This is a genomic window from Phreatobacter aquiterrae (assembly GCF_053471285.1).
This window is the reverse complement of record NZ_JBJPHW010000005.1, coordinates 145,085-158,798: the sequence shown is the minus strand read 5'-3', so window position 1 is coordinate 158,798 and position 13,714 is coordinate 145,085. Positions and strand designations below refer to the sequence as shown.

Genomic DNA, 13,714 nt, shown 5'->3' with positions numbered 1-13,714 from the left:
GTCGCCGCACCTCTTCCCTTTCCGATACAGGCCGTCACATGGAACTCGCCAAGCCCTATCTCCTCTTCCTCGGGGACGTCCACGACCAGCTCGCCGCCAAGACGGCGCAGGGCATCGTCGACTGGCGCCGCGACTGGTGCGTCGGGCAGGTGCGCCTGGACGGCTGCAAGGCCGATACCGGCCTGAAGGACCTGTCGATCGCCCAGGGCGCCAAAGCCGGTGCGAAGACGCTGGTGGTCGGCGTCGTCAACGCCGGCGGCGTGCTGCCGGACCACTGGATCACCAGCATCGTCGAGGCGATCGAGGCCGGCATGGACATCGCGACCGGCCTGCACGCGAAACTGTCGGACATTCCGAAGATCGCGGCCGCCGCCAAGAAGCACGGGTGCCAGCTCCACGACGTGCGCCACCCGACGCAGACCTTCGCCACCGGCAAGGGCGGCCTGAGGTCCGGCAAGCGCCTGCTGATGGTCGGCACCGACTGCTCCGTGGGCAAGAAATACACGGCGCTGGCCATGGAAAAGGGCATGCGCGATCGCGGCTTCGACGCCGATTTCCGGGCCACCGGCCAGACCGGCATCTTCATCTCCGGCCGCGGCGTCGCCGTCGACGCGGTGGTCGCCGACTTCATCGCGGGTGCCGCCGAATGGCTCACCCCGGCTGCCGATCCGCTGCACTGGGACGTGGTGGAGGGCCAGGGCTCGCTGTTCCACCCCTCCTTCGCCGGCGTGACGCTCGGCCTCCTGCACGGCGCCCAGCCGGACGCCTTCATCGTCTGCCACGAGCCGACGCGGCGCACGATGCGTGGCGTGCACACGCCCCTGCCGTCCATCGACGAGGTGATCGAGCAGACGGTCAATCTCGGCCGCCTGACCAACCCGGCGATCATCTGCACCGGCCTGTCGATCAACACCGAGCACCTCTCCGAGGACCAGGCCTTCACCTATCTCGACCGCCTGTCGCGGGAATACGAGCTGCCGGCGACCGATCCCGTGCGCTTCGGCGTCGAGCCTCTGGTGGACGCTCTCGCCGAGCTCTACGGCGAGCCGGAGCCGAAGCCGAAGAAGGCCAAGGCCTCCCGGAAAGTGAACTGAGGACGCCCGAACCATGCCGTCGCGCGAGCTCACCGTCCGCACCGAACGCTGGCCCATCGCCGGCACCTTCACCATCTCCCGGGGTTCACGGACCGAGGCGGTGGTGGTGGTGTGCGAAATCCGCGAGGGGGCGGCGATCGGCCGTGCCGAATGCGTGCCCTACCCGCGCTACGGCGAATCTGTCGATGGAGTCGCCGCCGACATCGAGGCCATGGTGGAGGCGCTCGGCACCGGCCTCGACCGCCAGGGCCTGCTGACCGCCATGAAGGCGGGCGCGGCGCGCAACGCGGTCGACTGCGCGCTGTGGGACCTCGAGGCGAAGCGTACCGGCAAGCGGGCGTGGGAACTCGCCGGTCTGCCGGCGCCGAAGCCGCTCACGACGGTCTATACGATCTCGCTGTCCTCGCCGGAGGAGATGGCGGAACAGGCGAAGAGCTGCGGCCGTCCGCACCTCAAGATCAAGCTCGGCGGCGACGGCGACGCCGACCGGCTTGCGGCGATTCGCGCCGCGGTTCCCGAGGCGACGCTGGTGATCGACGCCAACGAGGGCTGGACGCCGGCCAATCTCGAGGCGAACCTCGCGGTCTGCGAGCGGTTCCGCATCGCCCTGGTCGAGCAGCCCCTGCCTGCCTCTGACGACGAGGCCCTGCGCCGTGTGCGCCGGCCGATCCCGATCTGCGCCGACGAGAGCGTCCACGACCGCCCCTCGCTGGCGAAGCTGGCCGGCAAGTACGACGCGATCAACGTCAAGCTCGACAAGACCGGCGGCCTGACCGAGGCGTTCCTTCTCGTCGCCGAGGCGGAGAAGCTCGGCCTGAAGATCATGACCGGCTGCATGCTCGGCACGTCGCTGTCGATGGCGCCGGCCACCCTGATCGCGCAGAAGGCCTTCCTCGTCGATCTCGACGGACCGCTGCTTCTGCGCGAGGACCGGCCCGAGGGCCTGCGCTACGACGGGGCCACCGTCTATCCGCCGACGCCCTCGCTCTGGGGCTGAGCGGGGACGGCGGGGCGTCAGGTGTTATGAAGACCATGGCCTCCACCAGGACGCCGGTACAGCGTTCTGGTGAAAGGGCTGGGCCACAGCCGAAACAGAGATCAGTCCTCCATCCTGATAAGCAACAAAGAGAACTGTGGTTAGGTCACCTTCGCCAATCTGAGAAACGGCTCCTTCCAGCGAACAACTCAACTGATCGGTCTTCGACGCCACGAGATACCATGGAAGGGCTGTGCCCCAAAGGACCTCTGATTGCTGCATCATATTGGCGATATCATCGATGCTTGCAGGCTCTGGCGCATCGACCCCGGATACAGATTGCCGCCAGACCTTGAGATTCTGGGCACCAAGGGCGCTGCAAATTGCCGAGAAATCGCGGTGGTAATAGACGAAGGTCATCCACTCCTCCACAATCTGCTATGGCCGCAGTCATCGCTCGCCGAGGCGCCACCGTCTATCCGCCGACGCCCTCGCTCTGGGGCTGAGCAGGGACGGCCGGCCGCGGCACCGGCATGGAGCGCGCCACCGCGGTGACGACGAGCCCGGCGCCGCAGAGCGCCGCCATGGCAAGGAAGGCGGAGACACCGACGCGGGCATAGAGATAGCCGGCGATCAGCGTCGACAGCGCCATGGCGCCGCCGATGGCGACAGACACCGTGCCCTGGCCGCTGGCGCGCTGGTGGGCGGGAAGTCGCGCGGCGAGATAGGACATGGTGCCGAGGTGGACGAGGCCGAAGCCTGCGGCATGGAGAAGCTGCAGCGGTCCGTTGATCCACAGCGGCGGATCGAGCGCCATCAGAAGCCAGCGCAGGAGGCCACCCGCGCCGCCGATCAGCAGGAAGGTCGTCGGCCGCCAGTCGCGGGTGAAGCGGGTCGCGACCCAGAACATGACGATCTCGGCCAGCACCGCGATGGCCCAGAGCATGCCGACCGTGAAGCCGGAATAGCCGATCGCCTTCCAGTGGATGGAGGCGAAGCCGTAATAGACCGCGTGGCTCGCCTGCAGCAGCGCCGCGGCGATCATGATCAGCACGAAGCGCCTGTTGAAGAAGCCCGGCCCCGAGGGGGCGACCGATCTGTCGGCGCGGTCGTGGACGAGCATGACCGAGGCGATGGCAAGCGGAACGAGGCTCGCCCAGATCATCCAGACGATGTAGTCGGGCGCGATGACGGTGAGGACGATGCCGCCGACGATGTTGGCGGCCATGAAGGCCACCGAGCCCCAGACCCGGATGCGCCCGTAGTCGAGGGTGCGCCTGGCGACCCCTGCGAGCCCGTAGGCATCGACCAGCGGCACCAGCGGGCTCCATACGAGGCCGGTGATGACGACGCCGATGAGGATCATCGTGAAGCTGTTCGCGAGCCCGACGCCGATGAAGGCGATGGCCGTGGCGAAGCAGCAGATGACGATGGCGTAGGACAGGATGCCGGCCCGGTCGGCGAGATAGGTCACCACTGGTGTCGCCACGAGGCGGATCAACTGGCCACCCGCCAGGATCGCGCCGACCTGACCGTCGCTGAGCCCCTTGGCCTTCAGCCAGACCGGAAAGAATGGCTGATGCAGCCCGAAACCGATGAACAGGGCCGCGTAGAACAGCGCGAGCCGTGTTGCGAACAGCTTGGAATCATCCGATTTGGTGGAAGGGTGACGAACCATTAAGATTTCGGGGGAGAATCGCCTGCCGCTCCTTCTTCTAGACGGTGGCGATCCATCCTGCGAGAGCGGACTGACGGATGACCGACGACATCACGCCCCCGTCACGGCTGACGCCCGTGTCCCTCGCCGATGCCGACTATGGCGCCATCGAGCAGGCCGTGATGGAAACGGCGCGCGGGCGCTGGTTCCTGGCGGAATATGCGCGGCGCAACCGCCACGCCGACACCGTGACGGTGCTCGACGCGATCGGGCGTCTGGAAAGCGCGGTCGCCGCGCCGCGCACCTCTCCGGACATCGAGCGCGTGCGGATGGACATCCGCGAGATGGCGCTGGCCATCGCCCGGACGAAGGCGGAGATCGCCGCGATCAAGCCGGAAGGCGCCGATGCGGGGTCAGGCCATTTCGAGGATGCCTCCGTCGAGCTCGACGCCATCGTGCAGGCCACCGCGACGGCGACCGGCGACATCCTGAGCGCGGCGGAGACCATCCAGGAGATCGCCTGGACGCTGCGCGAGATGGGCGCCGAGGGCGAGGTCTGCGACCTCATCGACACCAAGACAACCGACATCTACACGGCCTGCTCGTTCCAGGACATTACCGGCCAGCGGACGCGCAAGGTCATCGGCGTGCTGCGCTTCCTCGAGGACCGCATCGATTCGATGATGGCGATCTGGGGCGAGTCCGGCGTCGCTGCGGCCCCGCCGCCGGTCGCCGAGAAGCCCGAGGCCTCGCTGCTCAACGGTCCGGCGAAGCCCGGCGAGGGGCTGGTGCAGGACGACGTCGACATGATGCTGGACGATGGCCTCTTCGCCGATGCCGCGCCGGCGGCGGTTGAGGACGAGGCCGTCCTGGTGGAGCCCGAGCCGCTGCCGCCGGTCATCCACAGGTTGGTCGAAGACGTGCCGGTCACCGCCCGGGCGACCGCCGCGGCCGCGCTGTCGACAGCCGAGACGCCGCTCGCAGAGACGCCGCGCCGGCCGCGGGATGCGGGCGCGCCGCTTGCCCCCACCCATCCCGGAATCGAGGATATCGAGAAGCTGAGCTTCGTGGAGAAGGTGGCGCTGACGAGTTGAGCGTCAGCGCCTCCTGAAGGCCGCTCTGTCTGGCGTTCAGGCGATCAGTTCGGCGAAGAGCGCCGGATCGACATTGCCGCCCGAGATCAGCGCCGCCACGACCTGCCCTTTCACGTCGAGCTTGCCGGCCAGCAGCGCGGCCAGCGGCACCGCCCCCGACGGCTCGACCACCAGCTTGAGCTCGCGGAAGGCGAAGGCCACCGCCCGCTTAACCTCGTCCTCGGTGACCACCAGTCCACCGGCGACATGCGGCTTGTTCACCGCGAAGGTCAGTTCGCCGGGCATGGCGGCCAGCAGCCCGTCGCAGAGCGAGCCGGCGCGGCGGTCGTTGGCAACCCGCTCGCCGGTGGCGAAGGACCGGGCGTGATCGTCGAAACCCTCCGGCTCCACCGAATAGATCTTCGCCGCGGGCGCCTTCTCGTGGACGGCCAGCGCGACGCCGGCGAGGAGCCCGCCACCCGAGCAGCAGACGAGGACGGTGTCGGGGGCAAGCCCCTTCGCGCCGAGGTCTTCCATGATCTCGCGGCCGGCCGTGCCCTGCCCCGCCATGATGTGGAAATCGTCATAGGGCGGCACGACGATGGCCCCGCGCTCCTCGGCAATGGACTTCGCCATGGCCTCGCGGTCGTCCTTCTCGCGGTCGAACAGCACCAGCTCGGCGCCGGCGGCCGCCGTGCGCTCGCGCTTCAGCACGGGGGAGTCCTTCGGCATCAGGATGGTGGCGCGGATGCCGAGCAACTGGGCGGCGGTGGCGACGCCCTGCGCATGGTTGCCCGACGACATCGCCACGACGCCGATGGCCTTGCGGTCCTCGGGGATTCGCGCCAGCCGGTTGTAGGCGCCGCGGAACTTGAACGAGCCGGTCCGCTGCAGCGATTCCGCCTTCAGGAAGACGCGGGCCCCGGTCAGCGCGTCGAGCTCGTGCGAGGTGAGCAGCGGCGTACGGCGCGCAACCCCCGCGATCAGGCTTGCGGCATCGGCGACGTCGGCGGCGGTCGGCAGCACGGGCATGGGGGTCTCCTCGCGGGATCGGGTCGTCCCGTCTTATGCGTGACGGCGGGGCGGCCGGGCAAGACAGGCTTTGTCAGCCCAGCGATCACGCGGGTTGATGGGTGTTGTCGGCAGGAGCGGCAATCCGTCCGCCTCGCCATCGGCGCTGCGGCAGGCTAGACAGCCGGGTGGAGACCGCAAGATTGACCGCATCAGCGCAGAGCACCAGCCCCTCGTCGCATACCGCCTCCGCCCCGCCGCTGCACGTTCTCGTCCTGATGAGCCGCACCGGCGGCGGGCATCTGGCGAGCGCCCGGGCGCTGGAGGCGGAGTTTCAGGCGCAGCGGCCGGGATGCCGCGTCACCATCGTCGACCTGCTCACCGATCACATCGCCTTCCCGTTTTCGCGCATGCCGCACGGCTACGACGCCCTCGTGGGGCGAACCCCCCGGCTCTGGCACGCCATGTGGCGCGTGACCACGTTCGCGCCGGTCGCGCGCTCGTCCGCGGCGATCGTCCGGCGCCTGTCGCGCTCAAAGATCGAGGCGCTTCTCAGGGCAACCCGGCCCGATCTGGTCGTGTCGGTCCATCCGCTGGTCAACCACCTCGTGATCCCCGTGCTCGAACGGGTGGCTCCGCGCACCCGCTATGTCACGGTGGTCACCGATCTCGGCGGCATCCATCCCCTCTGGCTGCACCCGCGCAACGCGGCGATCTACCTGCCGACGGAGCGGGCGGTGGAACTCGCCGCGGCGCGTGGCCTGCCGCGCCAGCGTCTTCATGCCCATGGCCTGCCGATCCGTGCCGATTTCGCCCGCGCGGCGGCCGGGCGCGACGACACCCGCCGGACCTTCGGTCTCGACCCGGACCTGCCCGCCGTTCTCGTCATGGGCGGCGGCGGCGGGATCGGCCCAATGGAGGCGATCGTCTCGGCGACGGCGACAGCGCTCGCCGCGGCCTCGCCCGGCCGACCCGCCGCGCAGATCGTGGCGGTCTGCGCCAGCAACGCGAGGCTGAAGGCGCGGCTCGAGGCGGCGTCCTGGCCGATCCCAGTGACGGCGCTCGGCTATGTCGACCGCATGAGCGACCTCATGCAGGCCAGCGACCTGCTGGTGACCAAGGCCGGCCCGGGCACGATCGCCGAAGCCAGCGTCCGCGGTCTGCCGATGCTGCTCTACGGGTTCATTCCCGGGCAGGAGGGCGCCAACGTCGATCACGTGGTGGATGCCGGCGCGGGCCTGTTCGAGCCGCGGGTCGAGGCTCTGGCAACCGCGGTCGCCGGGTTGCTAACAAGCGACCGCGACCGGCTCGCCGCCATGGCGGACAAGGCGCGAAGCCTCGGCCGGGCCCGCGCCACCCACGACATCGTCGCCTCGATCCTTGCCGACGAGACCGGTCGCTAGCGGCGAAGCGCCGGGCCAAGCCCCGTTCGGGGAAACAGCGTCACGGACGCCCGTCCATCACGGCCGGCTCAGCGTGCCGGGCCGAGCCCCTCGATGCGTGAGCGGCGTTTCGCGATCTCCGTGCCGACGTGGTCCATGAAGACCCGCACGCGGGCCGTGGAGCGCAGGTCCGGGTGGGTGAGAATCCACAGGGCTCCCGGAATGTCCGGGATCGGCCCCGACAGCGGCACGAGATTGGGGAATGTCTGGGCGATGAAGCACGGCAGCAGGCCGACCCCCGCCCCTTCCGCGACCGCCTCGGCCAGCCCCAGGACCGTGTTGATGCGCCAGCCGATCCTGTCCTCGCCGACATGCTGGATCAGCCAGCGTCCGGGCTTCAGGGTGGCCAGATTGTCACCGAGCCCGATCCAGGCATAGGCACGGTAGTCGACCGGGTCGAGAGAGGTCAGGCCTAGGCTCTCGGCAGCATAGATCGCCCAGGGAATGACGGCGAGGCGCCGGCCCACAAGGGTCTCCGGCGGGTCAGCGGTGGCGCGGATGGCGACGTCGGCGTCGCGCTTCGACAGGTTGAGCGACTGGTTGCCAACGACCACGTCCAGGGTGATCTCCGGATAGGCCTTGCGGAAGGAGGCGAAGATCGGGGTCAGGAGGTGGACGACGAGCGTGTCGTTGGTGGTCACGCGCACCTCCCCCTGGGGGCGCAGGTCCTGCCCGGTCAGTCGCCGCTCGAAGTCGACGATGTCCTCGGCCATGCGCTCGGCGAGCCTGACCATCTCCTCGCCCGCAGCGGTCAGGGAATAGCCGGTGCGGCTGCGCTCGAAGAGCCGCGCGCCGAGGCGCTCCTCCATCGCCCCGAGGCGCCGGAAGACGGTCGACTGGTTGACGGCGAGCAGCTCGGCGGCCCCCGCCAGGGACCGCGCCGACGAGACGGCGAGAACCGTGCGGTAGTCGTCCCAGGAAACGAGGGGCGGGGTCATGAGCGTCTGGCCTCCGTTGATTGCGATCATGCAAGCAAATCATTGCGCCGACGTCAATTTACTTGCGTTCAATGAGCGCCCATCTTCCGGACCGACGGCGATGCCGCCCCGACATCGCCCGCCCGGATCCCTCCCCCGCTTTCATGAGATGTCCCCCATGTCCCACACCGACACGTCCCCCTATGGCCTCTTCGCCCTGCGCGCCGCTCTCGGCGCCATGTGGATCGCCCACGGCCTGCTCAAGGTCCTCGTCTTTGGCGTCGCCGGATTTTCCGGCTTCCTCGGCTCCCTCGGCCTGCCGACCGCCCTTGCCCTGCCCATCATCGCGGCGGAGATCGGCGGTGGCGTCCTCATCCTGCTCGGCATCTACGGGCGGCAGGTCTCGCTGCTCCTCGTCCCGGTCATGGCCGGCGCGCTGATGGTCCACCTGCCGAACGGCTGGCTCTTCTCGGCGCCGAACGGCGGCTGGGAATATCCGGCCTTCCTTATCGTCGCCTCCATCGCCCATGCCCTGGCCGGCGACGGCGCTCTCGCGCTGCGCTCGGCGCCGCTCGCCTTCTGGCGCCCGGCCGAGACCGCCCGTCCCCGCCTCGCCTGACGATCGCCTCGCGCGCCGGTCACACCGGCGCGCGTCCTCCCCCGAAACATTCGGAGCCACACCATGGCCAAAGTGCTGTTCATCGAGGCGAGCCCCCGCAAGGGCCGTTCCTATTCGACCCAGGCCGCCGCCCATTTCATCAAGGCCTACAAGACCGCCCATCCCGGCGATACCATTGAGGTCCTCGACCTGTGGAAGGCCGATCTCCCCGCCTTCGACGGCGCGACGCTGGACGCGAAATATGCCGTCATGGGCGGCAAGGACTTCACCGCCGAGCAGGCCCAGGCCTGGGCGAAGGTCGTCGCGGCCGCCGATCACTTCAAGGCGGCCGACAAGATCGTCATCGCGACGCCGATGTGGAATTTCTCGGTGCCTTACGTGCTGAAGCACTACATCGACGTGATCGCCCAGCCGGGCCAGACCTTCGGCTGGTCGCCGGACCAGGGGTATTTCGGCCTCGTGAAGGGAAAGCCGGCGCTCGTCATCACGGCATCCATGGGTGCCTACGGCCCAGGCAGCGGCGCCGAGGCCATCGACTTCCAGAAGCCCTATGTGGAGTGGATGCTGAAGTTCTTCGGCTTTGAGACCATCCATTCGCTGCAGGTCGTCAACACCGGCATGCCGGAGTCCGCCGAGGCCTCTCTCGCTGAGGCGAAGGCAGCCGCCGAGGCGCTGGCGAAAACGTTCTGATCCGGCGGGACCGGTTCCATGACCCGACGGGCGCCCGTGCGGCGCCCGTTTCTATTGCGCCCGGCCTGTTGAGCCGCGCACCACCAGCGTCGGCGGGATGATGATGCGGGCTGGCGGCAAGGCCGGATTGACAGTGCGGACCAGCACACGCTCGCAGGCCCTGCGTCCCTGCTCGCTCGGATGGGTGGAGACGCTGGTCAGGCCCGGCGCCCACATGGCGGCTTCGCGCACGTCGTCGGCGCCGACCACCGAGAAATCGCGCCCGGCCTCGCGTCCGCGATGGCGCAGCCCCATCATCACGCCAAAGGCGATGAGGTCGTTCATGCAGACCGCCGCCGTCGGCGGCTCGGCGAGGTCGAGCAGCGCCTGGATACCGGTGAAGCCCGTGTCGCGTGTGCCGAGCCCGGTCACCATCAGCGCCGGATCGAAGGGAAGGCCCTTTTCGGAGAGCCAGGTACGGTAGGTGGTGCGCCGGTTGCGGCCTGTCGACATGGTGTCATTGCCGCCGACGACAGCGATGCGGCGATGGCCAAGATCATGCAGGTGATCGAGTGCGAGGCGCGCGGCCACACCGTCATCGGAGGCGACGACGTCGAGGCCGACCCCCTCGATCTCGCGGGTGATCTGCACCACCGGGATGCCTGCCGCCGCGATCATCGTCAGGGCCTCGCCCGTGGAGCCATTGGCGGGACAGAGGATCATGCCGTCGGGCCGGTATTCCTTCAGCGTCTCCAGAACGCGATCCTGCTTGGCCGGATCGTCCGAATAGGTACCAAGGAGAACCGTGTGGCCGGACCCCGCCAGGGTTTCCTCGATGGCCGCGAGAATCTCGCCGAAATAGGGGTTCACCACGTCGTTGACGCCGACCGCGATCATGTTGGTGCGGGCGGTGCGCAGGCTCGCGGCGGAACGGTTGTAGACATAGCCGAGGGCGCGGGCGAGATCCTGTACCTTCTGCCGCGTCGCCTCGGCCACCAGCGGGCTCGACCGAAGCGCCAGCGAGACGGTGGCCGTCGACACGCCGAGACGCTCGGCGATCTGCTGCAGCGTGACCCGGCCGGGCCGCGCCAGTTCGCTCGTCATGTCGTTCATCCCAGCCTCCGCAAAACCCAAGACTAAATATTCATTTCAAGTTTTGAAAGCGCAATTCAATCGTTTTACCCCTCGTCCATCCGAGGGAGTGAGGTTAGGCTCCCGTCCAAACAAGCATGATCGGGAGGATCACATGACCAAGGCACGGATCGGGTTCGTCGGCGTCGGGCTGATGGGCCACGGCATGGCGAAGAACATCGTCGAGAAGGGCTACCCGCTCACCATCGTCGCCAATCGCAATCGCGAACCGGTCGAGGACCTGGTCAAGCGCGGCGCGGCTGAAGCGCAGAGCATCCGCGCCGTCGCCGAGGCCAGCGACGTCGTCTTCATCTGCGTGACCGGTTCGACGCAGGTGGACGCCGTCGTGAACGGACCCGACGGCTTGCGCGCGGGCGCCCGCAAGGGCCTGACGATCGTCGACTGCTCCACCTCCGAACCCACCCTCACCCGCCGCCTTGCCGCGGAGCTCGCGGAGATCGGCGTGACCTTCCTCGACGCGCCGCTGTCGCGCACACCGAAGGAAGCCTGGGAGGGCAAGCTCGACGTCATGACGGGAGGCGCCGCGGCCGACCTCGCCAGGGTCCACGACGTCATCACCTGCTTCGCCGGTCGCATCGTCCATGTCGGCCCGGTCGGGGCCGGCCACACCATGAAGATCGTCAACAACTTCGTCTCGATGGGCTATGCGGCGCTCTATGCCGAGGCTCTCTCGGTCGCCAGGGCGAACGGGGTGGCGCCGAAGGCGATGAACGCTGTGCTGTCGGGCGGCCGCATGGATTGCGGCTTCTACCAGACCTTCTTTAAGTATGTCATTGAACGCGATGAAAACGCTCATAAATTCACGCTTGCCAATGCCCACAAGGACATGCGCTACTGCGCCGCCATGGCGGAGGCCTCCGGCATCGCCAACCCGATGGGCAATGCGGTGAAGAACTACTTCGCGATGGCGGAAGCCCAGGGCAACGGCGGGAAATACGTGCCGATGCTCTCCGACGAGGTGGCGCGCTGGAACGGCGTGAACCTTCTCGACTGACGGTGCGACGAAGGGAGCCCGCGCCGACGGCACGGCCTCCTTCACCCCCCGTCCGAGCGTTCGTTCCGACCATGACAAGAGCCGTCGCCCGCCTCGCCCTCGGCAAGACCCGCCCGCTCCGCAACGTGGAGAAGCACCTGAGGGCCGTCGATGACTGGGCGGCGGAGTTCGCCGGCTTCTTTCCGCCGCTGGGCGACGCGTTCAGGCCGTGTGCCCACTGGCACGTGCCGGTGGACCAGAGGCTCGTCGATCCGCCAGACGCCCGCCCCGAGCACCAGCGCCGCGTCCTGCAGGCGATGATCGATGCGGCAGCGCATCTGGCTGCGGCACGGCCGGCGGAACGCGCCGGGGACAAGGTCTATGTCCTGACGCACTGGCCAGCCCCGTTCATGGCGGAGGTCGGCGTCTTCCTCGATCCCGCCTATGGCCGCGACTTCGAACGCCGAACCCATCGCTCCCAGACATGGGCGCTGATGGATCCGCGGGAGCGAAGCCTGGTCCGTGATCTCGGCCTCGTTCTTCCTGACGGCCTGGTCGAGCGAGGCTATCGCGAGCGGCAGGAGCATCCGGACGACGAGGCGCCGGGCGGCGTCAGGGTCTTCGAGAGCGAGGTGTGGATGCTCCGCGAGCCGATCGGCGGGAATTGACCGTCGATCGCTCCCCGGCGTCGGCGCAAGACTTGCCCCGCAGGCTCAAATTCCCTATCTCGGACGAAACTCAGGGATTTGCCAGTGGTCACCTATATCGAGGCCAGTTCGGCGCAGATGCGCAAGAATGGCCAGATCAAGCTCTATGGCGAGGACGCCTTCGCCGGCATGCGCAAGGCCGGCCGCCTCGTCGCGGAATGCCTCGACATGCTGGTCGACGAAGTCAGAGAAGGCGTGCCGACCGAGCACATCGACCACCTCGTCTTCGAGTTCGGCATGGATCACGGCGCCTATCCCGCGACGCTGATGTATCGCGGCTACGAGCATTCCTGCTGCACCTCGATCAACCATGTCGTCTGCCACGGCATTCCCAACGAGAAGCCATTCCGCGCCGGCGACATCGTCAATGTCGACGTCACCTTCGTGCTTGACGGCTGGCATGGCGACGCCTCGCGCATGTACGCGGTCGGCGACATCCCGCGCCGCGCCGAGCGGCTGATCGACGTCACCTATGAGTCGCTGCTGCGCGGGGTCGCGGCAGTGAAGCCGGGCAATACCGTCGGCGACATCGGCCACGCTATCCAGAGCTATGTCGAGCCGCAGCACATGAGCGTGGTGCGCGACTTCTGCGGCCATGGCGTGGGCAAGCTGTTCCACGACGAGCCGAACATCGTCCACCTCGGCAAGCCGGGCGAAGGAAGCCTGCTGAAACCGGGCATGATCTTCACCATCGAGCCGATGGTGAATCTCGGCCGCCCGCATGTGAAGGTGCTCTCCGACGGCTGGACCGCGGTGACGCGCGACCGCTCCCTCTCCGCCCAGTTCGAGCACACCGTGGGCGTCACGAAGGACGGCGTCGAGGTGTTCACGCTCTCGCCGAAAGGCCTCGACAAGCCGCCGGTCGTGCGCGCCGAGTGAAGCAGCGTCGCGCCGCGCCTACAGGCGACGCTCCGGCAGCGGATTCTGCTCGCTCTCGCGAATCATGCCGCGCAGCCGCCGCCAGATGCGCTCGGCCAGGCTCAGGGCGCGGTCGACCTCGGCATCGCTCGGCAGGTTGAGGCTCGGATCGCCGCCGGGCTGGGCCGGACGGGCGGCCAGCGCGCCGGAGCGCTTCAGCGTGTCGAGTTCCGCTTTCAGCCGCTCGATCTCCTGTTCCAGCGCCACCTTGTCGTCCGGCACGAGGCGGCAGGTGAAGCTCCCCGAGGCCCGTGAGCACAGCGACATGTGGCCGGTGCGGGTGTCCATGCGCAGCAGTCCGTCGGGCGTCTCGCGCAGGACGAAACGGCCGAGGGTGTCTCCGCCGGGGGCGGCGGGAATGGCCCCTGGCGTCTGGGCGAGGGCCGGCAGCGCTCCGGTGAGAGGAGCAAGGACGACGGCGAGCAGTGCGAGGCGGGCGCGCATGGCGGAAACTCCCTGAGCTTGAACCTCCCATCCTAGCGACCATCATGTCGTGACGATGGCCC

At 68.4% G+C, this 13,714-nt stretch carries 15 protein-coding genes; 9 read left to right on the top strand and 6 right to left on the bottom strand.

The genetic code is table 11. The features are described 5' to 3' along the window. Positions 1-38 precede the first annotated feature (38 nt). Positions 39-1,094: an N-acetyltransferase DgcN gene (gene dgcN, locus ACJ4V0_RS09800; protein WP_448299394.1), complete on the top strand. Its 1,056-nt coding sequence runs from the start codon at positions 39-41 to the stop codon at positions 1,092-1,094. 13 nt (positions 1,095-1,107) lie between these two features. Continuing rightward, positions 1,108-2,091 carry an N-acetyl-D-Glu racemase DgcA gene (gene dgcA / locus ACJ4V0_RS09795; protein ID WP_448299393.1) on the top strand — a complete coding sequence of 328 codons (984 nt, stop codon included), beginning with the start codon at positions 1,108-1,110 and terminating at the stop codon, positions 2,089-2,091. Positions 2,092-2,115: 24 nt separating this feature from the next. Here the strand turns inward: dgcA and ACJ4V0_RS09790 are convergent, their stop codons facing one another. Then, complete coding sequence (locus ACJ4V0_RS09790; protein WP_448299392.1) at positions 2,116-2,490, bottom strand: hypothetical protein; 375 nt, start codon at positions 2,488-2,490, stop codon at positions 2,116-2,118. A 55-nt stretch (positions 2,491-2,545) separates the two neighbouring features. Beyond that, on the bottom strand, positions 2,546-3,748 hold the full coding sequence (locus tag ACJ4V0_RS09785) for an MFS transporter (protein WP_448299391.1): 1,203 nt from the start codon (positions 3,746-3,748) through the stop codon (positions 2,546-2,548). Between the two features lie 77 nt (positions 3,749-3,825). On the opposite strand from ACJ4V0_RS09785, the gene ACJ4V0_RS09780 reads away from it, so the two are divergent. Further along, complete coding sequence (locus ACJ4V0_RS09780) at positions 3,826-4,821, top strand: hypothetical protein (protein WP_448299390.1); 996 nt, start codon at positions 3,826-3,828, stop codon at positions 4,819-4,821. A 36-nt stretch (positions 4,822-4,857) separates the two neighbouring features. On the opposite strand, the gene ACJ4V0_RS09775 is transcribed toward ACJ4V0_RS09780, so the two are convergent. Further along, the gene (locus ACJ4V0_RS09775) at positions 4,858-5,832 is read right to left on the bottom strand and encodes a threonine ammonia-lyase (protein WP_448299389.1); all 975 of its coding nucleotides are present in this window, start codon (positions 5,830-5,832) and stop codon (positions 4,858-4,860) included. Between the two features lie 182 nt (positions 5,833-6,014). On the opposite strand from ACJ4V0_RS09775, the gene ACJ4V0_RS09770 reads away from it, so the two are divergent. Continuing rightward, the gene (locus ACJ4V0_RS09770) at positions 6,015-7,214 is read left to right on the top strand and encodes an MGDG synthase family glycosyltransferase (protein ID WP_448299388.1); all 1,200 of its coding nucleotides are present in this window, start codon (positions 6,015-6,017) and stop codon (positions 7,212-7,214) included. A gap of 68 nt (positions 7,215-7,282) precedes the next feature. On the opposite strand, the gene ACJ4V0_RS09765 is transcribed toward ACJ4V0_RS09770, so the two are convergent. Continuing rightward, on the bottom strand, positions 7,283-8,191 hold the full coding sequence (locus tag ACJ4V0_RS09765; RefSeq protein WP_448299387.1) for a LysR family transcriptional regulator: 909 nt from the start codon (positions 8,189-8,191) through the stop codon (positions 7,283-7,285). A gap of 157 nt (positions 8,192-8,348) precedes the next feature. Here ACJ4V0_RS09765 and ACJ4V0_RS09760 point away from each other — a divergent pair, with 157 nt between their 5' ends. Beyond that, positions 8,349-8,789 carry a DoxX family protein gene (locus ACJ4V0_RS09760; protein WP_448299386.1) on the top strand — a complete coding sequence of 147 codons (441 nt, stop codon included), beginning with the start codon at positions 8,349-8,351 and terminating at the stop codon, positions 8,787-8,789. 63 nt (positions 8,790-8,852) lie between these two features. Continuing rightward, a complete protein-coding gene (locus tag ACJ4V0_RS09755; RefSeq protein WP_448299385.1) occupies positions 8,853-9,479 on the top strand; it encodes an FMN-dependent NADH-azoreductase in 627 nt (208 codons plus the stop codon). 51 nt (positions 9,480-9,530) lie between these two features. Here the strand turns inward: ACJ4V0_RS09755 and ACJ4V0_RS09750 are convergent, their stop codons facing one another. Next, positions 9,531-10,571: a LacI family DNA-binding transcriptional regulator gene (locus ACJ4V0_RS09750; protein WP_448299384.1), complete on the bottom strand. Its 1,041-nt coding sequence runs from the start codon at positions 10,569-10,571 to the stop codon at positions 9,531-9,533. Between the two features lie 133 nt (positions 10,572-10,704). On the opposite strand from ACJ4V0_RS09750, the gene ACJ4V0_RS09745 reads away from it, so the two are divergent. The 3 genes from ACJ4V0_RS09745 to map all read left to right on the top strand — a co-directional run bounded on the left by ACJ4V0_RS09745 (position 10,705) and on the right by map (position 13,169). Continuing rightward, positions 10,705-11,604, top strand: coding sequence for an NAD(P)-dependent oxidoreductase (locus ACJ4V0_RS09745; RefSeq protein WP_448299383.1), 900 nt, complete (start codon positions 10,705-10,707; stop codon positions 11,602-11,604). Between the two features lie 71 nt (positions 11,605-11,675). After that, positions 11,676-12,251, top strand: coding sequence for a DUF3916 domain-containing protein (locus ACJ4V0_RS09740; protein ID WP_448299382.1), 576 nt, complete (start codon positions 11,676-11,678; stop codon positions 12,249-12,251). A gap of 117 nt (positions 12,252-12,368) precedes the next feature. Beyond that, entirely contained in the window at positions 12,369-13,169 is an 801-nt protein-coding gene (gene map / locus ACJ4V0_RS09735; RefSeq protein ID WP_448299521.1) for a type I methionyl aminopeptidase, read from the top strand. A gap of 18 nt (positions 13,170-13,187) precedes the next feature. Here the strand turns inward: map and ACJ4V0_RS09730 are convergent, their stop codons facing one another. Beyond that, positions 13,188-13,652 carry a hypothetical protein gene (locus tag ACJ4V0_RS09730; protein WP_448299381.1) on the bottom strand — a complete coding sequence of 155 codons (465 nt, stop codon included), beginning with the start codon at positions 13,650-13,652 and terminating at the stop codon, positions 13,188-13,190. Between the last annotated feature and the right edge of the window lie 62 nt (positions 13,653-13,714).